Source organism: Paenibacillus sp. O199, from assembly GCF_001636635.1.
Lineage (GTDB): Bacteria > Bacillota > Bacilli > Paenibacillales > Paenibacillaceae > Paenibacillus > Paenibacillus marchantiae.
Map to the genome: position 1 here is coordinate 200,543 of NZ_LGRP01000009.1, position 26,112 is coordinate 226,654.

At 46.9% G+C, this 26,112-nt stretch carries 28 protein-coding genes; 24 read left to right on the forward strand and 4 right to left on the reverse strand.

Going from position 1 to position 26,112, the window contains the following annotated elements:
* The 5 genes from metG to A6049_RS16370 all read left to right on the forward strand — a co-directional run.
* Window positions 1–1,847, forward strand: a 1,847-nt coding sequence (gene metG, locus A6049_RS16350) for a methionine--tRNA ligase (protein ID WP_240321472.1), incomplete at its 5' end; no start/stop codon positions are given.
* Window positions 1,848–2,160: 313 nt separating this feature from the next.
* The gene (locus A6049_RS16355) at window positions 2,161–3,150 is read left to right on the forward strand and encodes a metal ABC transporter solute-binding protein, Zn/Mn family (RefSeq protein ID WP_063565679.1); all 990 of its coding nucleotides are present in this window, start codon (window positions 2,161–2,163) and stop codon (window positions 3,148–3,150) included.
* Window positions 3,151–3,205: 55 nt separating this feature from the next.
* A complete protein-coding gene (locus A6049_RS16360; RefSeq protein WP_063565680.1) occupies window positions 3,206–3,964 on the forward strand; it encodes a metal ABC transporter ATP-binding protein in 759 nt (252 codons plus the stop codon).
* A 48-nt stretch (window positions 3,965–4,012) separates the two neighbouring features.
* Window positions 4,013–4,816 carry a metal ABC transporter permease gene (locus A6049_RS16365; RefSeq protein WP_063565681.1) on the forward strand — a complete coding sequence of 268 codons (804 nt, stop codon included), beginning with the start codon at window positions 4,013–4,015 and terminating at the stop codon, window positions 4,814–4,816.
* A gap of 48 nt (window positions 4,817–4,864) precedes the next feature.
* Window positions 4,865–5,578: a cytochrome c biogenesis CcdA family protein gene (locus tag A6049_RS16370; RefSeq protein ID WP_024631017.1), complete on the forward strand. Its 714-nt coding sequence runs from the start codon at window positions 4,865–4,867 to the stop codon at window positions 5,576–5,578.
* Between the two features lie 141 nt (window positions 5,579–5,719).
* Here A6049_RS16370 and splB read toward each other — a convergent pair whose 3' ends face one another.
* The gene (gene splB / locus A6049_RS16375) at window positions 5,720–6,790 is read right to left on the reverse strand and encodes a spore photoproduct lyase (RefSeq protein ID WP_063565682.1); all 1,071 of its coding nucleotides are present in this window, start codon (window positions 6,788–6,790) and stop codon (window positions 5,720–5,722) included.
* A gap of 232 nt (window positions 6,791–7,022) precedes the next feature.
* On the opposite strand from splB, the gene mntR reads away from it, so the two are divergent.
* From mntR to A6049_RS16390, 3 genes are all read left to right on the forward strand, one after another.
* Window positions 7,023–7,451: a transcriptional regulator MntR gene (gene mntR, locus A6049_RS16380; RefSeq protein WP_063565683.1), complete on the forward strand. Its 429-nt coding sequence runs from the start codon at window positions 7,023–7,025 to the stop codon at window positions 7,449–7,451.
* A gap of 208 nt (window positions 7,452–7,659) precedes the next feature.
* Window positions 7,660–9,258, forward strand: a complete 1,599-nt coding sequence (locus tag A6049_RS16385; RefSeq protein ID WP_063565684.1) for a family 10 glycosylhydrolase — start codon at window positions 7,660–7,662, stop codon at window positions 9,256–9,258.
* Window positions 9,259–9,342: 84 nt separating this feature from the next.
* Complete coding sequence (locus A6049_RS16390) at window positions 9,343–10,344, forward strand: patatin-like phospholipase family protein (RefSeq protein ID WP_063565685.1); 1,002 nt, start codon at window positions 9,343–9,345, stop codon at window positions 10,342–10,344.
* Between the two features lie 68 nt (window positions 10,345–10,412).
* Here the strand turns inward: A6049_RS16390 and A6049_RS16395 are convergent, their stop codons facing one another.
* Window positions 10,413–10,745: a hypothetical protein gene (locus A6049_RS16395; protein WP_063565686.1), complete on the reverse strand. Its 333-nt coding sequence runs from the start codon at window positions 10,743–10,745 to the stop codon at window positions 10,413–10,415.
* A gap of 5 nt (window positions 10,746–10,750) precedes the next feature.
* On the reverse strand, window positions 10,751–11,743 hold the full coding sequence (locus tag A6049_RS16400) for a DUF1385 domain-containing protein (protein ID WP_063565687.1): 993 nt from the start codon (window positions 11,741–11,743) through the stop codon (window positions 10,751–10,753).
* 215 nt (window positions 11,744–11,958) lie between these two features.
* Between A6049_RS16400 and A6049_RS16405 the strand changes: the two genes are divergently transcribed.
* The 5 genes from A6049_RS16405 to A6049_RS16425 all read left to right on the forward strand — a co-directional run bounded on the left by A6049_RS16405 (window position 11,959) and on the right by A6049_RS16425 (window position 16,471).
* Window positions 11,959–12,537, forward strand: a complete 579-nt coding sequence (locus A6049_RS16405) for a YqhR family membrane protein (protein WP_063565688.1) — start codon at window positions 11,959–11,961, stop codon at window positions 12,535–12,537.
* A gap of 77 nt (window positions 12,538–12,614) precedes the next feature.
* The gene (gene aroQ, locus A6049_RS16410; protein WP_063565689.1) at window positions 12,615–13,058 is read left to right on the forward strand and encodes a type II 3-dehydroquinate dehydratase; all 444 of its coding nucleotides are present in this window, start codon (window positions 12,615–12,617) and stop codon (window positions 13,056–13,058) included.
* A 39-nt stretch (window positions 13,059–13,097) separates the two neighbouring features.
* The gene (locus A6049_RS16415; RefSeq protein WP_063565690.1) at window positions 13,098–14,171 is read left to right on the forward strand and encodes a M24 family metallopeptidase; all 1,074 of its coding nucleotides are present in this window, start codon (window positions 13,098–13,100) and stop codon (window positions 14,169–14,171) included.
* A gap of 297 nt (window positions 14,172–14,468) precedes the next feature.
* The gene (efp, locus tag A6049_RS16420; protein ID WP_053784402.1) at window positions 14,469–15,026 is read left to right on the forward strand and encodes an elongation factor P; all 558 of its coding nucleotides are present in this window, start codon (window positions 14,469–14,471) and stop codon (window positions 15,024–15,026) included.
* A 191-nt stretch (window positions 15,027–15,217) separates the two neighbouring features.
* Window positions 15,218–16,471 (forward strand): aspartate kinase, encoded by a 1,254-nt coding sequence (locus A6049_RS16425; protein ID WP_063565691.1) that lies wholly within the window; start codon window positions 15,218–15,220, stop codon window positions 16,469–16,471.
* A gap of 78 nt (window positions 16,472–16,549) precedes the next feature.
* Here the strand turns inward: A6049_RS16425 and A6049_RS16430 are convergent, their stop codons facing one another.
* Window positions 16,550–17,299: a 2-phosphosulfolactate phosphatase gene (locus A6049_RS16430; protein WP_063565692.1), complete on the reverse strand. Its 750-nt coding sequence runs from the start codon at window positions 17,297–17,299 to the stop codon at window positions 16,550–16,552.
* 276 nt (window positions 17,300–17,575) lie between these two features.
* Here A6049_RS16430 and spoIIIAA point away from each other — a divergent pair, with 276 nt between their 5' ends.
* The 11 genes from spoIIIAA to A6049_RS16485 all read left to right on the forward strand — a co-directional run bounded on the left by spoIIIAA (window position 17,576) and on the right by A6049_RS16485 (window position 26,068).
* Window positions 17,576–18,580 carry a stage III sporulation protein AA gene (gene spoIIIAA / locus A6049_RS16435; protein WP_063565693.1) on the forward strand — a complete coding sequence of 335 codons (1,005 nt, stop codon included), beginning with the start codon at window positions 17,576–17,578 and terminating at the stop codon, window positions 18,578–18,580.
* Window positions 18,573–19,091, forward strand: a complete 519-nt coding sequence (gene spoIIIAB, locus A6049_RS16440) for a stage III sporulation protein SpoIIIAB (protein WP_063565694.1) — start codon at window positions 18,573–18,575, stop codon at window positions 19,089–19,091. Before spoIIIAA ends, spoIIIAB begins: the two co-directional genes overlap by 8 nt.
* 29 nt (window positions 19,092–19,120) lie before the next feature.
* Entirely contained in the window at window positions 19,121–19,324 is a 204-nt protein-coding gene (gene spoIIIAC, locus A6049_RS16445; RefSeq protein ID WP_017687585.1) for a stage III sporulation protein AC, read from the forward strand.
* A gap of 32 nt (window positions 19,325–19,356) precedes the next feature.
* A complete protein-coding gene (spoIIIAD, locus tag A6049_RS16450) occupies window positions 19,357–19,746 on the forward strand; it encodes a stage III sporulation protein AD (RefSeq protein WP_017687586.1) in 390 nt (129 codons plus the stop codon).
* A 21-nt stretch (window positions 19,747–19,767) separates the two neighbouring features.
* Window positions 19,768–20,958, forward strand: coding sequence for a stage III sporulation protein AE (gene spoIIIAE / locus A6049_RS16455; RefSeq protein ID WP_063565695.1), 1,191 nt, complete (start codon window positions 19,768–19,770; stop codon window positions 20,956–20,958).
* Between the two features lie 30 nt (window positions 20,959–20,988).
* Complete coding sequence (gene spoIIIAF / locus A6049_RS16460; protein ID WP_063565696.1) at window positions 20,989–21,867, forward strand: stage III sporulation protein AF; 879 nt, start codon at window positions 20,989–20,991, stop codon at window positions 21,865–21,867.
* Window positions 21,868–21,882: 15 nt separating this feature from the next.
* Entirely contained in the window at window positions 21,883–22,521 is a 639-nt protein-coding gene (gene spoIIIAG / locus A6049_RS16465) for a stage III sporulation protein AG (protein ID WP_063565697.1), read from the forward strand.
* 66 nt (window positions 22,522–22,587) lie between these two features.
* The gene (locus A6049_RS16470; RefSeq protein ID WP_063565698.1) at window positions 22,588–23,427 is read left to right on the forward strand and encodes a SpoIIIAH-like family protein; all 840 of its coding nucleotides are present in this window, start codon (window positions 22,588–22,590) and stop codon (window positions 23,425–23,427) included.
* Between the two features lie 139 nt (window positions 23,428–23,566).
* Window positions 23,567–24,031, forward strand: a complete 465-nt coding sequence (gene accB, locus A6049_RS16475) for an acetyl-CoA carboxylase biotin carboxyl carrier protein (protein ID WP_063565765.1) — start codon at window positions 23,567–23,569, stop codon at window positions 24,029–24,031.
* A gap of 55 nt (window positions 24,032–24,086) precedes the next feature.
* Window positions 24,087–25,430: an acetyl-CoA carboxylase biotin carboxylase subunit gene (accC, locus tag A6049_RS16480; protein ID WP_063565699.1), complete on the forward strand. Its 1,344-nt coding sequence runs from the start codon at window positions 24,087–24,089 to the stop codon at window positions 25,428–25,430.
* A 227-nt stretch (window positions 25,431–25,657) separates the two neighbouring features.
* A complete protein-coding gene (locus A6049_RS16485) occupies window positions 25,658–26,068 on the forward strand; it encodes an Asp23/Gls24 family envelope stress response protein (RefSeq protein WP_024630996.1) in 411 nt (136 codons plus the stop codon).
* Window positions 26,069–26,112 lie beyond the last annotated feature (44 nt).

A 26,112-nucleotide genomic window follows, 5' to 3' on the forward strand; every position in this document is an offset into this window, starting at 1 on the left:
CACAAGAGAAAGGGCAGTCACCGCAGGCTTTTATAGACGACATCGTTGTTGGCATCAAGGATCTGTGGAACAAACTGGATATTTCCAATGACGACTTCATTCGTACGACGGAAGAGCGCCACAAAACAGTGGTTCAGGATATCTTTGACCGTTTGTTGAAACAAGGGGATATCTACAAGGGTGAGTACGAAGGCTGGTACAGTATCCCGGATGAGACCTATTACACGGAAACCCAGCTGGTTGATGTGGAGAAGAATGACAAAGGCGAGATTATCTCGGCTAAAAGTCCGGATAGCGGGCATCCGGTGGAGCTGGTAAAAGAAGAATCCTACTTCTTCCGGATGAGTAAGTATGCTGATCGTTTGCTGAAATATTACGAAGAGAATCCGGGTTTTATTCAACCGGAGTCCCGCAAAAATGAAATGATCAACAACTTCATCAAGCCAGGTCTGGAAGATTTGGCCGTATCTCGGACTACTTTCGAATGGGGCGTCAAAGTTAAAGGCGATCCGAAACACGTTGTATACGTATGGATTGATGCGTTGTCTAACTATATTACAGCTCTGGGCTATGGATCATCCGACGAATCGCTTTACAACAAATTCTGGCCTGCGGACGTGCATCTGGTAGGAAAAGAAATTGTTCGATTCCATACGATTTACTGGCCGATTATGCTGATGGCGTTGGACCTACCTTTACCGAAGAAAGTATTCGCTCACGGTTGGCTGTTGATGAAAGACGGCAAAATGTCCAAATCAAAGGGTAATGTCGTTGACCCGGTAACCTTGATTGACCGTTATGGTCTGGATGCACTGCGTTATTACCTGCTCCGTGAAGTTCCATTTGGTTCAGATGGTACATTTACTCCAGAAAGCTTTGTAGAACGTGTGAACTCCGACCTGGCAAATGACCTTGGAAACCTGTTGAACCGTACGGTAGCCATGGTGGACAAATATTTCGAAGGCAAAGCCCCTGAGTTTACTTCTGGTGTGACCGAATTTGATGCATCTCTTGAAGAAGCGGGTCTTGCTGCTGTGGAGAAAGTGGAGCAGGCAATGGAAAATCTGCAATTTTCCGTAGCGTTGACAGCGATCAGTCAGTTTGTTAGCCGCAGTAACAAATACATTGACGAGACTCAGCCTTGGGCTCTGGCTCGTGATGAAGCGAAACGCAACGAACTGGCATCGGTAATGTCGCATCTGATTGAAAGCTTGCGGATTGCTTCCATCCTCTTGCAACCGTTCCTAACACGTGCTCCGCGCAAAATCTGGGAACAACTCGGCATTCAGGAAGGTGAACTGACGGCTTGGGATTCAGCGAAGCAATGGGGCGTTATTCCGGCTGGAAACGCTTTGCAGAAGGGTGATCCGATCTTCCCACGTCTGGACTCTGAAAAGGAGATTGCTTATATTGCTGAAGCGATGACTGGAGGCAAAAAAGCTGAAGCGCAGCCTGAGGCAGCTCAAGCTGATGCTAGAGGCTCTTCTGAAGCCGCTCAACCCGTCTCAGCACCAGAAGGCAAAGAAGAGATCGGTATTGATGATTTCGCCAAAGTGGAATTGCGTGTCGCTCAAGTTATTGCCTGTGAACCGGTCAAGAAAGCCGATAAATTGCTGAAGTTGCAGCTGGATCTGGGCTATGAGCAACGTCAGGTTGTATCGGGAATCGCGAAGTTTTATTCACCTGAAGATATGGTTGGACGCAAAGTCATCTGTGTTACGAACCTCAAGCCTGTGAAATTGCGCGGTGAACTGTCCCAGGGCATGATCCTGGCAGCATCCCATGGCGACCAGCTTACACTGGCAACGGTACCGGATAATATGCCTAATGGCGCACAAGTGAAATAGGACTTTGACCGTGTAACCAAGGATTTGATTTATATAGTTGTAATAGAAGGTGGCTCGATGAGAATCGGGTCACTTTTTATTTTGGGATGAAATCGGATCTGATGCAAAGAAAACAAGCATATACTGTTATGAACTCCGTGCTCAAGGAAAGAATGAATAGGACAGAGCGGCTTGACAAGTTCGAGCAGGTTACCTATAATTCTTTCAGTAATGTTTACGATTAAGAGATGCGGAGTGAATACTAGTGAAACTTTATAATGGAAGAAATCTAGACCAGGTAAACCGGACTCTAGCGACAGGTAGAAGAAGGCATATGAAATTGTTGCTAAGCGGTCTGCTTGTTCTTAGTTTGCTCATATTGTCGGCATGCGGTCAGAATAATTCGGAGAGTGCCAAGCTGGTGGAAGGCAAAGTGAATGTGATTACAAGCTTCTATCCTGTCTATGCGTTTACTTCGACAATTGGTGGGGAAGATGCAAATGTCATTAATTTGCTGCCAACAGGTGTTGAACCACATGACTGGACGCCGAGGAGTCAAGATATTGTGAATACATCCAAAGCACAGTTGTTTCTATACAATGGTGCAGGTCTGGAAGGATGGGTACCCAACTTCCTGAAGTCATTGAATAGCGATACCAAGGTGAAGTCAGTTGCAGTAAGTGAAGGGGTTACTCTATTGACTGCTGAAGGTGATGATGGACACGGTCATGGTGAAGAACAGGTGGATGAACATAGCGACGAACATGCAGATGAAGCTAACGCAGAGGACATTGCAAACCATCATGTGGACCCTCATACGTGGGTAAGTCCAAAATCGGCAATGGTAATGGCTGAGAATATTAAAAACAGCCTGGTTGAAGTAGACCCTGCACATAAAGAAGGATATGAACAGCGCTACGAAGAGCTGCGGACCAAGCTGGAAACGTTGGATCAGCACTTTACGGATGAATTGTCCAACGTACCCAATAAGGAAATTGTCGTATCACACCAAGCCTTTGGGTATCTTGCACGTGATTATGGGTTGACCCAGCATGCTATTATGGGACTTTCTCCAGATGCGGAACCCACAGGTCAAGATATTGTGAAGTTGGCCAAGTTGGTGAAGGATGAAGGGATTAAATACATTTTCTTCGAAGAGCTGGTATCTGATAAACTGGCGAAAACCCTCGCCAATGAAGCGGGTGTAGAGACAATGGTCCTGAATCCGGTAGAAGGTTTAACCAAAGAACAGGCTACCAACGGGGATGATTATTTCACCCTGATGGAGAAAAATTTGCAAAATCTGCTGATCGCATTAAAATAAGATAGACTGAAGGATTCGTTTGCAATCCTTATATATAATGAAGGGCGGCTTTGCCATGCAGCAAATCATGCCATTGTGTCATGATCCAATTATAGAGATCGATAAATTATCATTTTCCTACGGCGACCAGCGAGTGATCGAAAATCTCGATTTTATGGTCCAGGAAAGGGATTTTGTCGGTATTATCGGTTCAAACGGGGCGGGCAAAACGACATTGCTGCGAATGCTGGTTGGACTCTTGCCTCCAGCTGAGGGAGATATCAAGCTATTCGGACAGTCGATCCGCCGATTCAAGGATTGGGAACGGATTGGTTATGTTCCGCAGAAGAATGCATTTAACCCATTGTTCCCTGCAACGGTACGGGAAGTCGTGATGTCTGGATTGTACAACAACAAGAATATGTTCCGCCGAATGTCCCGTAAATGTCAGCAGCAGTGCACAGATGCTATGCAAGTGATGCGGATTGAGGATTTGGCGAACAAACGGATCGGACAACTGTCCGGTGGACAGCAACAGCGTGTGTTTTTGGCACGGGCGCTTATTAATCATCCTGATCTGCTGATTCTGGATGAACCGACGGTAGGTATCGATGCCGAATCCCAGGCCAGCTTTTTTGAACTCATTACCCATATGCATGAACATCACCGGATGACATTCCTGATGGTTTCACATGATATGGACCGGATGGAGAGTTATCTCGGTTCCAAAGCTGCGGTGACGAACGGGAAAATTCATTTCCATGTCCGTCATTCCCATGAGGTGGAAGATTGTGCCGAGACTAATTTGCAGCATACCACCACCCAGGTACGTTAGAAGCGAGTGCAACCAGATTAGAGCAAGGCCGAAGGAGTCGTGTGTGTTTTGGAAATTTTAATGAGTGATTTTTTTCAGCGGGCGCTGGCGGGGGGATTGCTGATCGGCATCACCGCTCCGTTGATCGGATTGTTTTTGGTGCTGCGCCGTTTATCCATGATCGGGGATACACTGTCTCATGTTACTATTGCCGGGGTTGCACTCGGATTCCTGATTGAAGTGTATCCGATTGCGGTGGGGCTTATTTTCGCCGTGCTCGCATCATTTGCAATAGAGAAACTGCGTAAGGCGTACAAGAGTTACGCCGAGTTATCGATCGCGATCATCATGTCCGGTGGAGTAGCGCTGGCTTCGTTGTTCTTCACGCTGGGCAAAGGTTATAATACAGATGTTATGAGTTACCTGTTCGGCAGTATTTATACACTGGACTCCACGGATTTGAAGCTGGTTGGTGTGGTAACGTTGATCGTGGTCGTCGTTGTAGCACTGTTACATAAGGAGTTTTTCCTACTCAGCTTTGAAGAGGATGCCGCAGCGGTTACCGGATTGCCTGTGAAATTGCTTAACATGCTGATTACGGTGATGACAGCCCTTGTCATTAGTACGGCGATCAAAATCGTGGGCGCATTGCTGGTATCGGCATTGCTTACCATTCCGGTAGCTGTAAGCTTGCTGATGGCACGAAGTTTCAAATCGGCGATTATATTATCCGTGGTCATTGGCGAAATTGCCGTGGTCATTGGACTGGTTGTGGCCGGGATCTGGAACCTTGCACCAGGAGCAACAATTGTACTTTTGCTTATCATGATGCTGATTCTTACGATGATTGGAAAAAAAGGGTTCCGAGCCTGAGTCTGAACGTGAGCAAGTGAGCCCCCAGGGAAGGGAGATATCCGCTTCATGCCTGATGTTAATGTGTGGCTGGCTTTTGTAGCAGGATTAGCTTCGTTTATATCGCCATGCTGTCTTCCGCTGTATCCGTCGTATCTTTCCTATATTACGGGGATGACGGTACAACGGTTGAAGGATGAGCGCAATCAGCGTGAAGTTCGCTTCAAGACATTGACTCATACGCTGGCGTTTATTTTGGGCTTCTCGGCTGTGTTTTATTCGCTCGGACTGGGAGCCGGATTGTTTGGCCAATTTTTCAATGATAACCGTGATCTCATTCGTCAATTATCCGCGATCTTGATTATGTTAATGGGTTTATTCCTGCTTGGTTTGTTCAAACCTCAGTTTCTGATGAAAGAGCGTAAGATGGACATGAAATGGAAACCAGCGGGTTACTTGGGCTCCTTTATTTTTGGCATTGGTTTCTCGGCAGGTTGGTCACCTTGTATTGGACCAATTTTGACTGCCATCATCGCGATGGCTGCGAGCGAACCAACAACCTGGTTGGCTTTGATTACGGGATACACAGCTGGATTTGCGTTACCGTTCTTCATTCTGGCCTTTTTCATCGGTTCTACACGATGGATCTTGCGTTATTCCAATATCATGATGAAAGCCGGGGGCGCATTAATGTTGTTCCTCGGGGTGCTGTTATTTACGGATCAGATGACGAAAATTACGATCTGGCTACAGCAAATTACACCAGACTGGATGATTATCTAGCGCAGCAACGAGGGTGTTTGTTTTACTCGAAGGTTATTTTAAATAAGAACAAAGCAGGCTACATGGAAACCAGAACGATTCTGGACTCATGTAACCTGCTTTTTTAATCAATAGCTCTTAATAAAAGTGTCTGGTTAACGCTTAGGTGAAGTAATCAATATTGGCCAGTGGGAAATGCTCAAAAATGCGCTCGGTAATAAACTCGCGCAGGGCATCCTGCTGATCATCCTTATACACATATTTGTACTGGCCCCAGCGGCCCCATTTCATTTTCCGCTTTTCGATATCCATCTCCAGCTTGGTTTTGGGGTATCGCTTCTCAATGGTGGCTTTTGCCGTTTTGGTAAAACGGTGCTGGATCATCTCAAAGGTTAGATCCTTGGTCGCTTCTTCGGGAAGTGTATCGGCAAGCTTTTGTAAAAGCTCGCTATATCCTTCTTCCCATCCGTCGTACCACATAATTGGGGCAATAATGAATCCGAGCGGGTATCCCGCATGAGCTATTTTACCTGCGGCTTCAATTCGCTCTTCAAACCGTGAGGTGGCTGGTTCAAAATTTTTGATTACATAATCGGAATTTACGCTAAATCGGATACGAGTGTGTCCGTTATGCTTGATGTTTAATAAAGGATCAACATGATGGTATTTGGTTACAAAGCGAAGTCGCCCGTGCTCCTCATCCGCCATAAAACGAATTAGGTCACCGAGATTTCCCGTAATATGCTCCAGACCTACGGGATCAGATGTACAGGCTGCTTCAAAACGGGTAAGTTCAGGTGCGCGCTCCTCAATGTATCCCTTGGCGGCCTGAATGATTTCTTCGGTGTTTACATAGACACGGACATAGGGCTTGGCCCCAAGAGTCGTTTGAAGATAACAATAATGACAGTGGCCCATACAGCCTGTTGAGATGGGAATGGCATATTCCGCCGAAGGCTTCGATTGGTCAAACTTGAGTGTTTTACGCACGCCGACGACAAGGGTACGCTTCGCCATTCGGTACTTTTCCTGTTCCGTTTCACCAGGGAGATTGGTAATTCGATTATGGGATGTCGTCATCTGATATGGGATATCCCTAGAGGTAACCCATTCCATAATTCGTTTACCTTTCTCATATTCCAGCGCACCGGGTTCAAAATACACCAAATCGGGAATAAAGGGTTTAGTGCCTTTTGCTTTGCGAACGGGTGGATGCGCTACACTTGTACTCACGAAATCACTCCTTTCAATACGGAACCTTGCTTAGTTTGCCTCGTTTCGGGATAAGTCACCCTTGCCAATACTTGCGTAATGGTGAAGGAAATCGAGCCCTGAGGAGTGTTTTATGGACTGTAAATAGTGAATGAATTGTGCAGGACTTGCCAATGCGTATTGATAACATGTATCATTATAAGATAGTGACCAGGCAAGAATATTGCCGGTCAGAGAGAAGAGAGGGAAGCAGATGCCAACGCCCAGTATGGAAGATTATTTGGAGCGTATATACAAATTAATTGATGAAAAGGGCTATGCTCGTGTGTCTGATATAGCTGAAGGTTTGGAAGTACATCCTTCATCGGTGACGAAGATGATCCAAAAGCTGGACAAAGACGAGTACCTGATCTATGAGAAGTACCGCGGGCTGGTACTTACGCCAAAAGGCAAAAAGATGGGCAAACGGTTGATGGAGCGCCATCATCTGCTTGAACAATTTTTGACGACGATTGGTGTTCAGGAAGAAAATATTTACCAGGATGTTGAAGGAATTGAACACCATTTGAGTTGGGATTCCATTACCTGCATCGAATCTTTGGTTGAATATTTCCGCCAGGATGAGAATCGACTGCGTGATCTTAAAAGTATTCAGGATGTCATGAGCAATACAGAATCTTAAGGTTTTAAAGCCAGACTCACCTGAAAAATTACAATGAATATCCATTCAAAATCAGAGGATGCACCTGCCGCTAAAACGGTAGGAAGCGTCCTTTTGCTTTTTTTTGACCAAAATTTGGCGTTTATTCGCAACTTAACAATCATTAGGAGCGTCTATTAAACTAGCAGAATTTGCCGCGAATTTATAATTATTATGGAGGATTGCACTGATGAAGCTTCGTAAAGGATTGATCCTGCTGCTCATTTTTGTTCTGGGTTTACAAACATCAGGACTGACGGCGCAGGCAGCTAGTCAAAAGGAAATTGTTATTTATTTGGATGGTCAGCGTTTGGAGTCGGATGTATCACCTTACATTTTGCCCAAAGTAAATGTAACGATGGTCCCTCTGCGTGTTATTAGCGAAGGACTGGGTGCATCTGTACTTTGGTCACAGGCTACCCGCACAGTTACAATCAAGAAGTCCGATTCAGTCATTACGATGACAAGTGGACGCCAGCAGGCAACGGTGGATAGTACCGTGGTTGATCTTGATGCATCAGTAGAACTGAAACAAGGCCGCGTCATGGTACCGATTCGATTTGTCAGTGAGAACTTGGGAATCCAGGTCACCTGGAACCAGTCTGAGCAGACGATTAATCTGGCCACAGGCAATGCTCCCAATCCTACTCCAGTGACACCAGCAGAGCCTGGAGGCACGGGAACTACGCCAAATACGGATGAGATGCGAGGAGCCTGGATTTCGACTGTAAATGGAGACTGGCCTTCATCTAGTGCCAAAGGGAATGTAGAAAAACAAAAGTTGGAGTTCATTCAGCAGCTTGATACGTTGAAGGATATGGGGATCAATGCCGTATTTGTTCAAGTGCGAGCCAATGGGGATGCGATCTATCCATCAGGTCTTGTACCGTGGAATAGCGTGCTGACAGGTACACAGGGGAAAGATCCCGGGTATGATCCACTTGCATTTATGATCGAGGAAGCTCACAAGCGTGGTCTTGAGTTCCATGCTTGGTTCAACCCGTTCCGGGCTACTAACTCCGCAACGACAACCGGTCTTGCTGCCAATCATGTATCCAAGCTTCACCCGGACTGGATTGTTAACGCATCAGGCAAACTGTATATTAATCCAGGCATTCCGGAAGCGAGACAGCATATTATTGATTCCATCATGGAAGTGGTTAATCAGTATGATGTTGATGGCGTACATTTGGATGATTACTTCTATCCTTCCAATGTAACGTTTAATGATGATGCGGCTTTCAAAGCTTACAACACATTGAATACGAGTGACCGTGCAGAATGGCGCCGGGACAACATCAATGAATTCGTCAAGCAGCTCGGAGAGAGCATCCACAAGATGAAAGCTGGCGTTCAATATGGCATTAGCCCATTTGGCGTATGGCGTAACAAATCGGTTGATATGACAGGTTCTGACACAAAAGCCGGAGTAACCGCTTATGACAGCATGAATGCAGATGTGCGGACTTGGATCAAGCAGGAGTGGATTGACTATGTTGCACCCCAAGTGTACTGGAGCATGACACTAAGTGCAGCACGATATGACAAGGTGGTTGACTGGTGGGCCAATGAAGTGGCAAATACCGATGTGAAATTGTATATTGGTCACTCTCCTTATAAGCTGGGCACACCGGAAATCGGGTGGCAGACATCCCAGGAGATTATTGATCAGCTTATATATAATGAGAAATATGATACGGTGAAAGGGGATATTTTCTTCAGCTCACAGTACCTGACGAAAAATCCGCTCGGACTGATCGCCAAATTAAAAGCCTATTATGGACTGTAAAACATTTTAACGTAATATGACCAACCCCTGTTCTCATACAGTGGCAGTAGTAGCATGGACTGCCTGGAGAACGGGGGTTTTATTGTGTTGATTAATGGAGTATTTGAAGGTGGCGGCGTAAAGGGAATTTCGCTTGCCGGCGCCGTAAAGGGTGCAGAAGATCACGGTGTTGAATTCAATCGCGTAGCGGGCACGTCCTCGGGTTCCATCGTAGCTGCTTTGCTGGCGGCTGGCTATTCGGCGGAAGAGATGAAAGGCATTATCGAGAATACGCCGTTTGCTTCGTTACTGCGACGTTCCCCCATATTTGATACCAAGTGGATCGGACCCGCAGCGAGGCTATTTTTGAAGAAAGGGCTATATTCTGGGGAAGCGCTGGAATGCTGGATAGGGGATATGCTGAAAAAAAAGGGAGTTCGGACGTTTGCTGATCTGCCTCCAGGTAAGTTGCTAATCATTGCATCCGACATTTCCAACGGCACTATTTTGGTGCTTCCAGACGATATCAAACGATTCGGAATTGATCCTTCCAAACTGGAAGTAGCCAAGGCTGTACGTATGAGCTGCAGTATCCCCTATTTCTTCGACCCGGTTGCCATTCGCAGATCCCCGATCCTGTCCAAAGGATTACGTTTTGCGGACCAGTTTGTTTACATCGTCGATGGAGCATTGCTGAGCAATTTTCCGCTCTGGCTGTTTGATGGAGAGCGTACAGAACGTGGAGGAGATCTCATCCCTGTAGTCGGTTTTAAAATGGTTGGCAAAACCGAAGGAGAGCCAGCTAGAATCAGAGGACCTCTAAGTATGCTTCAGGCATTGGTTGAAACGATGCTAACTGCTCATGATGAGCGATATATCGAACAGGTTAATCGATTCCGTACTGTGAAAATTCCTACCCTTGGAATTAAACCGACAGAATTTCACCTTTCCGTACAGGACAGTACAGCATTATATCAATCTGGGGTCATTGCCGGGACTGAATTTTTCAGTGGATGGAATACCAAGATATATGGTGAGCAGCTGGACAAACAGAGACGAGAACTGAGAAAAAAACAAGCGGAAACACCACCGCTGACTCCTGTATAAAAATGAAAAAGCAATTCTCCGCATGTTTGGAGAATTGCTTTTCTGTGTGTTTCGCCGATATCAGCGCTTTAGTGATACTTAGGTACGTCTTCATCACTTTTACCCTTTTGACCCTGAATCACTTGGAAAGGATAATCCTTGCGTTTTTTGGAAGAACCGCTACTTTTTCGGGCACCAGACTGTGCATTAACTTTAGCCATGGTTTTAGCAGATGGTTTAATCTTCGGTGATGATGTCTTGCGTGCCCAACGGCGGGGCGGATATTTATAGAGCAGGAACACAACTCCGAACACGACGAGGGGGATGATAATTTGGGATAAACCTCCACTTCCCAGCCTAGTCAAGATTCCAATAGCAGCGAGTGCGATGAACGTCCAAAATATGATTGCCTGCTTCTTCATATCATTCACCCTTTCACAGGATCAAGTGTTGCAACAGGAACTTCCGACGTGGCCGAAACGTTTGCGAGTTTGGCATCCAATTCACGCATACGGTTAAACGAAGCAATGGATACTTCTACCTGTTCATTCGTTGGCTCTTTGGTTGTCAACAATTGCAGCCACAGCCCCGGGTATCCGAGATAACGAAGTACAGGGATGTCACGTACCGAGTTGGTCATCTTCAACAATTCGAATGAAATACCGAGTACTACTGGCAACAACAGTAACCGCTGTCCCATACGTTCCCAGAGGTTGTCGTATGTGAAGAGCGAGTACAGAAATATGCCGATAATGACAGTCAGCATAATAAAACTGCTTCCGCAACGGTAATGCAGTCGGCTATACTTCTGCACATTCTCTGGTGTAAGCTCTTCTCCGGCTTCATGAGCACTAATGACTTTATGTTCTGCACCATGGTATTGGAACAGACGTTTAATCATCGGTGTCTGGGAGATCAGCCACAGATAGGCAAGCAACAGAATCAGCTTAATTCCGCCTTCCAGTAAATTATGCAAAAACTGATTGTCGAATGCATTTTTGAACAGAAAATTCTCAATAACAACCGGCAACAATGTAAGCACAATTTTACCAAAGAGGAAAGAGAGGATAGCTACTGCGGTGACGCCGATAATCATGCTAAGGCTCCAACCTGAGCCTTCTTTTTCTTTTTGCTTTGCTTTTTCTTCTGGTTCCAGTTCATCATCAGCATATGCGTCAGCAGAATAATTGAGATGTTTGCTTCCTTTGACGCTCGAATCTATAATGCTGACAATCCCGCGCAGTAGTGGAATCCGCCGCAATTTCATGACCCAGGACTTGTCTTGCTTGGGAACTTCCAGATACGTAATTTCGCCGTCTTTTCTTCGCACAGCTGTAACGTTGACATGTTTACCGCCGAACATTACGCCCTCAATGACAGCTTGCCCCCCGTAGCTGACAGGCTTGGATTGTTGAGGCAAATTATTCACCTTCCTATTCTGTTCTATACCTTCATGGTCGAAGGCAGTTTAATAACCCTATTGTATCGAATTTTGAGAGCAATTTCTAGTTTACGAGTCGATCTAAGGGCGATGTTGTTAACTTTGTCCTGATTTGTACATACTACCCGGTAGAGTTAGGACGAAAATGGAGATTTATTCGCAGTTTTGCAAACTGAACGTGAAGGAGAATATCGATGACAGAGCATACGAGTGAACGCACATCCCATAAGGAAAATCAGCGTGCTGACAAAGGAGAGCAGAAGGACCGGGGTAGACGTCCTACCCAGCGACAAGACCAGGCACATTATTTTACCAAGCCGTTCCCTTTTGCAGTGGAGCTAGGTTTTTTCGCAGGTTTTATCTGGGGAGGTTTGCATTGGCTGTTCTATCTGCTTCATTTTACGATTGTGCCATTGGGATTTTTGGCTGAACCGTTTTTTAAACATAATTTTATCTATACTGCAGCAGGGCATTTGACCGGCTGGCTGTTTTTTATTGTTTTTTCGGTTCTCGCTTCCCTGATTTACACGTTCACTTTGAAAAAATGGGAAGGCCCGCTTCCAGGCATGGGTTACGGGATTTTTTGGTGGCTCATTATCTTTGTCCTAGTAGGTCCAAAACTGGATATGGTGAAGCCCTTAAACCGTTTAACATGGGATTCAATCATTACAGAAATTTGTTTCTTTTTGCTGTGGGGGCTGTTTATTGGCTACACAGTAGCCATGGAGTTCACCGATGAACGGAAACGTGAGCCAGAGCAAGCGGGAGCATAGCCGCAAAAAAGCTTCTCAATCCGGCAATGGCTGTGTTAAAATAGCAGATGGTTATTTGCAGAAAGGGTGGAGCAGCTATGAAACGGATTGTTGTAATCAATGGCCCGAACCTGAACATGCTCGGAGTACGTGAACCCGGCATCTATGGAACGCTTAGTCTGAAGGATATTGAGGATAAAATTCGCAGACAGGCGGAGGAGCTGGGCGTCTCCATCGCTTTTTATCAATCCAATCACGAAGGGGACATCATTGATCGAATTCATGCAGCGATGGGCGATGCAGACGGAATCATGCTGAATGCCGGAGCGCTGACCCATTACAGCTATGCTGTGCGTGATGCCATCAATGCCGTAAAAGTTCCTACAGTAGAAGTACATCTATCCAACATCCATGCACGCGAAGCGTTCAGACATCATTCAGTAATTGCTGCCGAAACAATCGGACAGATTGCCGGATTTGGCGAAGTAAGCTACGAACTGGGGCTGCTGGCTCTTGTGCGTCATCTGAACAAACAAACCTGAGCCGGGGACCCGGGAATGTGAGAGAAAGAAGGGTTACCGATGGAAAACAAACGAGTAAATAAGTTGCGTGAGGCCATGCATGAACATGAACTCACGGCTATGCTGATTACAAATCCGATTAACCGTCGTTACATGACGGGCTTTACAGGTTCAGCAGGATATGTGCTGATTACGGAACAGGAAGCTTATTTGCTTACCGATTTCCGTTACATGACACAGGCGCCGCAACAAGCCAAAGGATTCACCGTTGTGGAACATGGACCAAAACCGTTGGAATCCGTACGTGAATTGCTTGCATCGGCGAATATCAAACAGGTTGGCTTTGAGCAGGATCATGTCACTTACGGCACACATACTGCTTATGCTGAAGCACTTCAGTCTATTGAATTGAAAGCTGTATCCGGTATAGTGGAGCAACTTCGCATGTTCAAGGACGAAGATGAGATCGCTGTAATGCAAAGAGCTGCGGATCTGGCAGATGCAACATTCAGTCACGTTTTGCAATTTGCAAAACCGGGTATGACTGAACGTGAAGTGGATTTGGAGATGGAGTTTTTCATGCGCAAACATGGAGCAACTTCCTCTTCGTTCGATACCATTGTGGCATCGGGTGAACGTTCTGCTATGCCTCACGGTGTAGCAAGTGGCAAAGTCATCGGACAAAATGAGTTAATTACATTTGACTTTGGTGCGCTTTTGGATGGATACTGTTCAGATCTGACACGTACCATCGCAACGGGCACACCTGTACCTGAACTGCGTAAAATTTACGATATCGTACTGGAAGCCCAGTTACATACGCTGGCGAACCTGAAACCGGGCATGACCGGACGGGAAGCAGATGCATTGGCACGTGATATCATTGCAGGGCACGGATACGGAGAGCAATTCGGACACAGCACGGGTCACGGTCTGGGTATGGAAGTCCATGAGGCTCCTCGTTTGTCCAAGCTTAGCGACGATGTATTGAAACCGGGCATGGTGGTAACCGTTGAACCGGGTATCTACATTGACGGCCTTGGCGGCGTGCGTATCGAGGATGACGTGGTGATTACCGAGACAGGTATTCACATTTTGACGAATTCGGACAAGAAGTTCACCGTAATTGGCTAAATTACAGCCAACGGTGATATAAGACGATTTTTAATTTATGCTTTTGAATGAAGTAAACATGGAATTATACAATAACGAAGAGGGCAGAAAAAACCTGAAGAAGCGAAGTGCTCGCCTTTATCCCCGGATTTCTCCCTATTAGGATAGGGATTAAAAGAAATCTGGGGATAACAGCGATCGGAAGGTTGTTTTGCCATCGTAGTGGTCTGTGTAATATGACAGTTTGACTTGTTCAAACTTAAATTAACCCATCGTCTTATATCACCTACTTTTCAACCATATCAGGAGGGATTTTTTGTGATTTCAGTAAACGATTTTAAAACAGGCTTGACCGTACAAGTGGACAACGACATTTTCACTGTAATTGATTTCCAACATGTTAAACCAGGTAAAGGCGCTGCCTTCGTACGTTCCAAACTGAAAAACCTGCGCAACGGTAACACCGTTGAGAAAACATTCCGTGCAGGTGAAACCATTGGCCGTGCCATCATCGAAAACCGTGGCGTTTCCTACCTGTATGCAAGTGGTACAGAGCACACGTTCATGGACAACGAAACATATGATCAGTTCACGCTGACAAGTGATCAGTTGGAATGGGAATTGAACTTCCTCAAAGAAAACATGAACGTAAAAATCGTTAGCTACCAAGGTGAAATCCTCGGAATTGACTTGCCTACAAGCGTTGAGTTGAAAGTTATCGAGACAGAGCCAAGCGTAAAAGGTAACACAGCACAAGGTGCTACTAAAAACGCAAAAGTTGAAACAGGCTTGAATGTACAAGTGCCACTGTTCATCAACGAAGGCGATGTTCTGCTGATCGATACTCGTGAAGGTAAATACTCTTCCCGTGCGTAACGTTCACATGGTGTAAGCTAAATAATGCGTTAATTCAACCCTTTGCCATTTCTATGGCAAAGGGTTTTTTCGAAAAAAGATTAGCCTATCAGACGCTTTCGTAATATACTGGGTTAAAGTCATTTTTCGGAGAGAATAATGACGGTGGACATCAATTATGCATACTGCACAAGGTAGGGAGTGGATTTGCGTTGTCATTGTACGTCATGAAATTTGGGGGCAGCTCGGTCGGAGATACAGAGCGCATGAAGCGTGTAGCCGGACGTGTTGTAGAAAAAGCGGATGAAGGACATCAGTGTGTAGTCGTGGTTTCGGCCATGGGGGATACCACGGATGATCTGATTGATCAGGCGAAACAGCTGAACAGTGAACTGCCTGCACGTGAGATGGATATGCTTTTGACTACGGGAGAACAGATCTCGATTTCATTGTTATCCATGGCGATTCAGGCGCTGGGACGCAAAGCCATCTCATTTACAGGCTGGCAAGCGGGATTCCGGACAGAGGCGGTACACGGCAAAGCGCGGATTAACGATATTCATCCGGAACGGGTGAATCAGGCGTTGGCAGAAGGCAACATTGTAATCGTTGCTGGCTTCCAGGGAATGACGGAAGAAGGCGAGATTACGACGCTTGGCCGCGGCGGATCTGATACAACGGCAGTAGCCTTGGCAGCAGCCATCAAGGCTGACGCTTGCGAGATTTACACGGATGTAGACGGGATCTATTCCACCGATCCGCGTATCGTGAAGGTTGCACGCAAGCTTAAGGAAATTTCGTACGACGAGATGCTGGAACTGGCCAATCTGGGAGCAGCGGTATTGCATCCGCGTGCAGTTGAATACGCGAAGCATTCCGGTGTGCCTTTGATTGTAAGATCCAGCTTTAACCATAATGAAGGAACGGTTGTGAAGGAGGAAGCAACAATGGAACAAGGCGTGGTAGTTAGTGGAATTGCCTATGACAAAAATGTGGCTCGCATCAGTATTCTGGGTGTACCAGACGTACCGGGGGTTCTCGCTGAAGTATTTGGTGCCCTTGCATCAGAACAGCTGGATGTTGACATTATCGTTCAGAGCGGTGTGATGGACGGTAAAGCAGACTTCTCGTTCTCTGTTGCGCTGACTGATCGGGAGAACGCACTGCGTGTCATTGAAGCACTTCATAGCCGCCTGCCTTACCGTGAAGTTACTTCCGAAGAAAACCTTGTTAAAGTCTCGATCGTTGGTGCAGGCATGGTTAGCCATCCGGGTGTTGCTGCGAAGATGTTCAAAGTCATCTCGGGCGAAGGCGTTAGCATTAAGATGGTCAGCACTTCCGAAATCAAGGTATCTTGTGTAATTGATGGAGAGAAGCTTCATGACGTAATTAAGGCGTTGCATACAGCATATGATTTGGATACGGCTGAGCAGGCCGTAATTGGCGGACCGCAAGTTCGCAGATAAAAAGCGGAAATTGTTAAGACACACCAAAGGTGTACTGTGTATTCCCATTCGGGATCACAGTACACCTTTTTAGATTGTTCACAGCAATTTAAACAGCGGTTCCTTACGCGTTCCTCTGAATGGTTGCATCCGGTTCCCTTCACCCATCTCCGGAACGCAGTCCAGCAAGTTCAATTGGGTACAATACGTTACGTCATGCATCCTCCCTAACCTCTCCAGTCTTCGGCCACCAGCGGATACTCTAACCAGATCGGGTAATTTGTCCTCGGCATGAGTGGCAGCCTGATGGAGCGCCAGGCCCAGATCGTTCAGCATAATTGGGAAAGGGGATTGTCGGTATAGCTCCTCGATAATGCTGCCTGCACATAAACCATCTTCCAGCGCGAACTCATCCTGATCCCCGGCGCATAACAATAAGATATCCCGGCGCAGCTCGCACAGAACAGCCGCCACAGCTTTCACATTAAGGAATGAGCCTGCAAACACATGTCTAGCCTTGGATGCCTTAATCAGGGCGCGTGTTCCATCTGTTGTAGTCAGAATAATGGTTTTCCCCGCAATATTCGGAGTCATATATTCATAGGGGGAATTGCCCACCTCGAATCCTGTGATTTTTTTATCAAAACGCTCCCCGCCACGAATGGCATCCTTCACGTTCAATTGTTTCGCTTGAGGAACAGTTTCTACAGCAATGACGTCTGCTGCATCGTATGCCAGTGCCGTAACAATCGTACTGGTTGTTCGCAACACATCGATTACAACCACACATCGTCCTGCAATATCCATTCTTCGAACTTCATTCACATTGCCTACCACATCGACTCGCACTCCCTACAACTCCTTTCTATATTTGAGGATAGTTGTTTCTGTCCTTTTTTATCCCGGAATGAATATCACCTGTCTGCAAGCACTATATGCACTTGGATCTAGACGGGTGCCTAGAACTGGAACAGTTGACTGATCTATGATTTTTAACTCTCATCCCTATTTTGAAGAAAATGATAGATTTCAGCGTCATAAAATCAATGTACACACATAAACTTGAGATATGAACAAGCACCAGGAACGCAACAAAACCGAATTCAAGGTTGGAGGGGCCTATTCATGATGGTGAACTGGAAGGATATCTTTCCGGAACCGATTCGAACCATTCTGGGAAGAATGCCGCCCGCTTTATTAGATAAAGTGGAGGAAGTACGTATCCGTGAAGGAAGACCGCTGGAAATCAATGCAGGAGACACCTATCACTTCCTCACACCCCAGGGCAGTCCGACTTCGAAGCCTGATGAAGCCTATATTCCCTTAAAAGAGGTAACACACAGGCTGCTGGATCTGATCAGCAATCATTCGCTTTATACATTGGAAGAGGAACTGCGTAAAGGGTTCATCACTATTCCTGGCGGGCATCGAATCGGACTGGCTGGCCGGACGGTGTTAAGTGGAGGCCGCGTCGAATACTTGCGCGACATTAATGGATTTAATGTCAGGGTAGCCAGAGAGATTCACGGAGTCGCTGATCGCATTCTGCCTTATCTGCTGGACATGAAAAGTGGACAGGTCATGCACACCTTAATTCTTTCACCTCCGCAGCAAGGCAAGACCACATTACTGAGGGATCTGGCAAGACAGATTAGTAGTGGAACCAAACTTACGGGTGTCAATGAACTTGTTCAGGGCATACGTCCACGTCTAAAGGTTGGCATCGTTGATGAGCGGTCCGAAATCGCTGGAAGTTACAAGGGCGTACCTGGATTTGATGTGGGACCTCGCACCGATGTCATGGACGGTTGTCCAAAGGCTGAGGGAATGATGATGATGCTTCGCTCCATGTCTCCCGATGTCCTGATCGTGGACGAGATAGGCCGACCGGAAGATGCGGAGGCGGTGATGGAAGCACTTCACGCAGGCGTATCTGTCATCGCTACTGCGCATGGTCGTGATCTGGCTGAGCTTTCTTCCAGACCTGCGCTGAGAACCCTGATCGTCGAGCAGATGTTCCAACGCTATGTACAGCTGCAACGGACGAGCCGGGGCATGACCTTTCGATTGGCCGATGGCAAAATGCGTGGTCTCCAGCAGACAGAAGTGGGAGGTGAGGCCTTTGGTTAACATGCTCGGTGCAGTCATCATTCTGCTGGCCAGTACCCTCGCCGGATTCTACAAGGCAAGGCAGTATGCCTTGAGGCCAAGACAACTGCGAGAGTTAATCGCGGCTCTCCAGCGGTTGATGACAGAGATTAACTACGGGCTGACCCCGTTACCTGATGCCATGGGAAAAATGGGAGCCCAGACAAAAGAGCCTGTTCGGACGCTGTTTCTCCACGCAGCCAGGCAAATGGAACCACCTCATGGACATACTGCTCGTGAGAGTCTTCAGTCTGGTATAGAAGAGGCGTGGGGAAGATCAGCCATGAAGGCGGACGAGCGGGAAGTCATGCTGCAATTGAGCTTCAGCCTTGGCACCAGTGATCGTCAGGATCAGACCAAGCACATCTCGTTAGCCATTCAGCAACTTATGCATGAGGAATCCCGTGCCCAAGCCGATCAAATGAAATATGAACGAATGTGCCGCAGTCTCGGGATGCTTGTCGGAGCGTTAATCGTCATTCTGATCTTCTGAAATAGCCGGGATAGTGAGGTGCCAAGGTCATGAATTTAGAAGTGAACGCAATCTTTCAAATTGCGGGCATCGGAATCATCATTGCAATGATTCATACGGTGCTGAAACAAATGGGAAAGGAAGATATGGCTCACTGGGTGACCGTGATCGGATTTGTCGTTGTATTGTTCATGGTAGTCCGAATGTTGGACAGCCTGCTGCAAGAGATCAAATCGATATTTCTTTTTCAATGAAAACGGTCATGAAGCCGGGATGGTGGTGACCTGTGGAAATTATCCAAGTTGTAGGTCTGGCGCTCATCGCAACGGTTCTCATTCTAGTTATCAAAGAACAGAAGCCCATGTTCGCTTTTCTGATTGCTGCTGCCACAGGCATCGTGATCTTCATGCTACTGATTGGCAAGATTGGCGCGGTGATCGAAGTGTTGAAACGGCTTGCCGAGAATTCAGGCATGGAGAGCATTTATCTGAAAACTGTACTGAAAATTATAGGCATAGCGTACATTGCTGAATTCGGAGCACAGATTGTCAGGGATGCAGGCCAGGAGAGCATTGCTTCCAAGATTGAACTTGCTGGCAAGGTGCTGATCCTTGTACTCGCGATACCTATCATCAGCATTATTATCGAAACCGTCATGAAGCTGATGCCGGTGTAGAGGGAGGCGTGCGGACTTCATATGAAAATGATGCATCACAAGCCGCAGTGGCGCCTTACCTTCGTGCTGACGCTGTGTTTTCTGTTTGGAATCATGGGACAGGTATTCGCCGGTTCTCCCTCGGGAGAGTGGATGCAGCAGCAGGCTGACCAGCTTCCCAAGGATCAGGTGGAAAAATATTGGGACCAACTCATGCAACAATACGGTGGTTTTTTCCCGGAAGGAAAAACGCCTTCCTTTATGGATATGTTAATGCCTGGCAATGAAGGGTTCAGCCTGAAATCGGTGTTTATAGCGATTGGGACCTTCATGCTGCATGAGATTTTATATAACGGCAAACTTCTGGTCACGATTGTGATGCTGAGTGTGCTGAGTATGATTTTGGAGACGTTACAGACCGCTTTTGAGAAAAACAATATTAGCAAAATCGCTTACTCCATCTGTTACATGGTCATTATTATCATCGCCATAAACAGCTTCAGTGTGGCGATTGGATACGCCAAGGATGCCATAGCGAGCATGATCAACTTTATGATGGCCATGGTGCCCCTGTTGTTTACACTGCTGGCTTCAATGGGAAATGTCATTACCGTTTCTGTGACCCATCCGCTTATCATTTTCATGATTCATCTGGTTGGTACATTGATTCATATGCTGGTGTTCCCATTACTCTTTTTCTCAGCCGTATTACATCTCGTCAGTTCCTTGTCCGACAAGTACAAGCTTACACAGCTGGCAGACCTGTTACGGAACATTAGTGTGGCTCTACTCGGAATACTGCTCACGATGTTCCTGGGCGTAATTTCGGTGCAGGGGGCATCGGGCTCCGTGGCAGATGGTGTCAGTCTGAAAGCAGCGAAGTACATCGCAGGCAACTTTGTCCCCATTGTCGGCAGAACGTTTGCGGATGCAACGGACACAGTTATCACAGCGTCACTGCTGGTGAAAAATGCAATCGGACTAACGGGTGTCATCATCATCTTGTTTTTATGCGCGTTTCCTGCACTTAAAATTCTGACGCTAGCCCTGATCTACAACATAACTGGCGCGATCATGCAACCGCTAGGGGATACGCCGATTGTAGGATGTCTGCAGGCGATAGGTAAAAGCATGATTTACGTATTTGCGGCACTAGCAGCCGTCGGACTGATGTTTTTTCTGGCAATCACAATCTTGCTAACCGCAGGCAATCTGACCGTCATGATGAGATGAGGGGATGCTCGAGAGAAAGGGGCTGGAAGGATGGGGTGGCTGAGCAGCTGGCTCCGGGAATTGATCATGATCGTTCTGCTGGCGACTTTCGTGGATATGCTGTTGCCCAATCGATCCATGGAACGCTATGTCAAGCTTGTGCTGAGCCTTCTTATCCTGCTGACCCTGTTATCGCCCATAACGAAGCTCTTGAAAAGTGATCCGGTTGGCGAGCTTAAGCGAGCGATGACCGCCATGGATTCGCCATCGGATGGAAATGTAACACTTGAACAGATTTTGGCTCAGGGCAAGCGGCTGCAATCCAATGAACAGGAACAATCGCTGCAATGGACAGCCAAAGAACTGGCTAACGTAATGAAAGAGCAAATTGAAGAAACAACCGGGGAGAGAGTGCAGTCTGTCGAGGTAAAGCTCGCCATGGATACAAGCCAGCCGGAGACGGATTTGGCCTCTTCGGTGGAACTTCCAGTGATCCAGTATGTTTTGGTGGAGATGTCGGGTGAGACAGCAGCCGGGAAAGTCAACTCCAATACATCTCAACAGGAAGCGGGGGGAGCTACAAAACCGATATTCGGCTCTGACCCGGAATCCGAAGCCACTGAATCACCTCCAGTAAAGGAGCCAATCGAGATTGGTCAGATTGAGGTCCCGGAAGTACAGATCGAAGTGGAAAGTGGCAGCAATCGTGAAAGTAGCGTGGGCAATGGTAACTCTGACGAGCCGCAAAATGGACAGGAAGCTGACTCCACACCTGTGTCGGGTGAGCTAGCAGAGACAAACTCTCAGCAAGGACAGACGTCCTCCCGATCTGAACGAGCGGTACAAATTATTACGCTGTTGACAGAGAAGTGGGATATTGATGCAAACAAAGTACAGGTGAAAGAAAAGAAAAGTGCTTCGGCGCTGTAAGAAGGAGGGTATCCGATGAGGCAATGGCTCAAAAAGATGGAAAGCTGGTTCGGCGGAGGAGAAGGTGGGCAACGGCGTAGTCAAACCTTTCGCTGGCTGATTATTCTTGGTTTGATCGGAGTCGGAATTATGCTGTTCAACTCTTTCGTCAATGTCAAAAAGATTGATTCCGAAAATATCGGTCGCGAGCCTCCTGATCCGGCTACATCCATGGCATCCATACAGACGGATCCGACGGATCAGAATCCATTTCAGGCGATAGAGATCGCATTTGAGGACAAGATCAAGGGTGTGCTGGAAAATATCGTTGGAGTGGGAACTGTTGATGTGATGGTTACCGTGGATTCTACAGAGGAGCTTGTTGTACAGCGTAATGTGAAGGATTCGCAGCAGCTCACGGAAGAAACGGATGCAAGCGGGGGCAAGCGACATATGACGCAATATACCCGGGATGGTGAGATTATTACGTATGAAATATCAGGGGATCAGACACCGATTGTCACGAAAAAGCTCAAACCGCAGATCCGGGGCGTGCTTGTCGTTGCCAGAGGTGCAGAGAACAAGGTTGTGAAGGACCTGATTACAGATGCTGTGGAAAAAGGACTGAATGTTGCGGCCTACCGAATTTCGGTTGTTCCGCGCAAGCAGGATTAGTCCGGAACCATGAATCAAAAGATTTGATTGTCATAAGAATGAAGCCAATTCGAGGAGGAAGTTCTAATGAATAACAAACGTCAAACGGTATGGCTCGTATCCATGCTGAGTCTGATGGTCATTTTGTCCGCTTACTACCTGTTCACTGAAGATTCCGGTCCGGTTAATACGCCTGTAGCTGACAGCACGCAGGTGGATGGTATGAAGCAGGGAGAAGCGAAGGAAACGGCTGGAATCCTTGATCCAACAGAAGGTTTGGTTGTGAATGAAGTGGTGAATGGCGGCGAAGTTACAGGAACTGAAGGAGAGCAAGCGGCAACTGAATCTGTTGATAATCCTGCGGTTGTAGACGGTAAAGAAGCTGGAGACACCGAGAAATCACCAGCTGCGGAATCGGGAGAGAAACAAGGCGAAGCGGGTAAAGGCAGCGAGAAAGGGACAGACAAAGGCGCAGCAACCACTCCTGAGACAAATACCGGAACAGAAGGCAGTGCGACGAAAACAGATGAGGACGTCCTCAAGGAGATGGAGGAGCAGAATACGGCGGCGTCCGCGAGCAGCCAGTTCCAGAACTACCAGTGGCAGCGTGAGGAAAGTAACAATCGCAAGTATGAAGAACTCATGACCGTTGCAGGCGATCTGAGCAAAACGCCAGAAGAAAATGCCAAAGCAACAGAGCAGCTTCGTACGCTGGAAGAAAAAGAAGCCAAAATCAATGGTATTGAAGAAACCCTGTCGCAGCAGTTTGCCAATGCCATCGTTCAAGAGGAATCCGACAAGTATAAAGTCGTTGTTCTCAGTGACAAACTGGATGTAAAACAGGCGGTTTCCATTGTGGATCTGGTTATGAAAGAACTGGCTGTATCCCAAAATAAAATCAGCGTGCAATACGTGACAGAACAGTAATCTAAAATATGGAAAAGTAGCCCCGAGAGCTGGATTAGATCTCGGGCTCTTTCCATTTTTAATGATTATGATATAATACATAAAGCCATATGACCGTCCTAGTGAGACTGGCATGATGCCGAAGGAGTGAATAATGGAAATGTTTAAATTGAGTGAGATCAAAGAGCTGATCAAACTGGTAGATGAAAGTTCCGTTCAAGAGTTGGAAATTGAAAACGAAGGATCACGGTTGTCGATTCGCAAACCGGGTAAAACCGAATATGTTCAGGCAGCTGCTATTCAACCGCAAATGATTGCTGCACCACAGGTGCAACCGGCTGCAGTTGTAGCTGAGGCTGCTCCGCAAGTCGATACTACAAGTCATTTACATAAAATTGTATCTCCGATGGTGGGTACTTTTTACAGAGCTTCCTCGCCGGAAGCAGGTCCTTTTGTAAGCGCTGGTGATAAAGTTGTTGAGAAAACAACGGTATGTATCATTGAGGCGATGAAGCTGATGAACGAGCTTGATGCTGACATCAAGGGAGAAATCGTTGAAGTGCTGGTTGAGAACGGACAGCTGGTTGAGTATGGACAACCCCTGTTCCTGGTGAAACCGGAATAACGGTTATAGCCGCATAACGGCAACTGCATGAGCTTCGAAGGAGGACAATAACGAAATGAAATTTCAAAAAATACTGATTGCGAACCGTGGCGAAATTGCGGTACGTATTATTCGTGCCTGTCGTGAAATCGGCATTTCGACGGTAGCAGTCTATTCGGAAGCGGATAAAGACTCCCTGCATGTTCGTCTTGCAGATGAAGCGTATTGTATCGGGCCTACACTTTCGAAAGACAGTTATCTAAACTTCACAAATCTGATGAGTGTAGCTACACTGACGGAATGTGATGCGATCCACCCAGGCTATGGATTCCTGGCAGAGAATGCTGATTTTGCAGAAATCTGTGGTTCCTGCAATATTACGTTCATCGGCCCTTCTCCGGAAGCCATTACCAAAATGGGTGATAAGGCTGTTGCCAAACAAACGATGAAGGATGCAGGTGTACCTGTAATTCCGGGATCCGACGGTTTGGTTGAAAATATGAATGAAGCCATTATGATTGCTAGAGATATTGGATATCCTGTCATTATCAAAGCTACTGCTGGTGGTGGAGGTAAAGGGATTCGTATTGCTGAAGATGAAGAGACGTTGATCAAACAAATTACAGCTGCCCAGCAGGAAGCACAGAAAGCTTTCGGCAATGCCGGAGTATATCTGGAGAAATTCCTGACAGGCATGAAGCACGTGGAGATTCAGATCATTGCAGACAAACATGGAAATGCAGTGCATCTGGGCGAGCGTGATTGTTCCGTTCAGCGTCGACGTCAAAAGCTCGTGGAAGAAGCACCTTGTCCTATCATCTCTGAAGAAGTGCGTACATTGATGGGAGATGCCGCAGTACGGGCAGCGCTTGCCGTGAATTACTCGGGAGCAGGTACACTTGAGTTCTTGCTCAGCCCTAACGGTGAATTCTATTTCATGGAAATGAATACACGTATTCAGGTAGAACACCCTGTAACGGAAATGGTTACAGGAGTGGATCTGATCCGCGAAATGATCTCGGTAGCTGAAGGCAATCCGCTTTCTTTCCGTCAGGAAGATGTTGTGATCAATGGCTGGTCCATTGAGTGCCGTATCAACGCAGAAGATCCAGACCGTAACTTTATGCCGTCACCAGGCAAAATTGGTTTCTACCTTGCACCAGGAGGACCGGGTGTACGTGTAGATAGTGCAGCTTATCCGGGCTACACGATCTCTCCTTATTACGACTCCATGATCGCTAAATTGATCGTATGGGGAGCAAACCGGGAAGAGGCCATCGCGAAGATGAAGCGTGCATTGGCTGAGTTTGCGATTGAAGGCATCTCCACAACGATTCCTTTTCATCAGAAATTGCTGGAGCATCCAACGTTCGTTCGGGGTGACTTTGATATCAAATTTCTTGAGGAAAATGAGATTTAAAAGGTATATTGGGCTTGTTTGTCATAATGTAGCCCAAATGATATAGTATGTAATAATAAGAGCGCATGTCTCCTGCAGAGGATAAGCCGCCGCACATACGCGGATGAAGGGTTGCAGGAGTTCCGGTAAAGCCGGACCGGAAGGGTTCTGAAGGCCAGATTGGCCTGAGTACCAGCGCCCTGACGGATGGCCGCAAACTTATTTCGCGAAAGGTGTGTTGAACAGTTATGAGTACACTGCCGACAGAATTTGAACGAACGGATATCGGTGAAATCCAGATCGCACCTGAAGTTATTGAAGTGATTGCTGGACTGGCTACAGTTGAAGTCAAAGGTGTTGCAGGCATGAGCGGCGGATTCGCTGGTGGATTTGCTGAATTGCTTGGTCGCAAAAACCTTTCCAAAGGCGTTAAGGTTGAAGTAGGTCAGCGTGAAGCTGCTGTGGATGTTTCCGTTATTATTGAATATGGTTACCGTCTGCCACAGGTGGCTACTGAAATTCAACAGAACGTGAAGCGCTCCATCGAGAACATGACAGGATTGAATGTGAATGAAGTTAATGTGCACATTCATGACGTTCAGTTCAAGAGCACCGAGAAAGTTGAAGAAATTGACCTGAACAGTCAGCGCGTAAAATAAAAGAAGACAGATTCCCCCGGCATCACTGCCGGGGGTTATCCCGT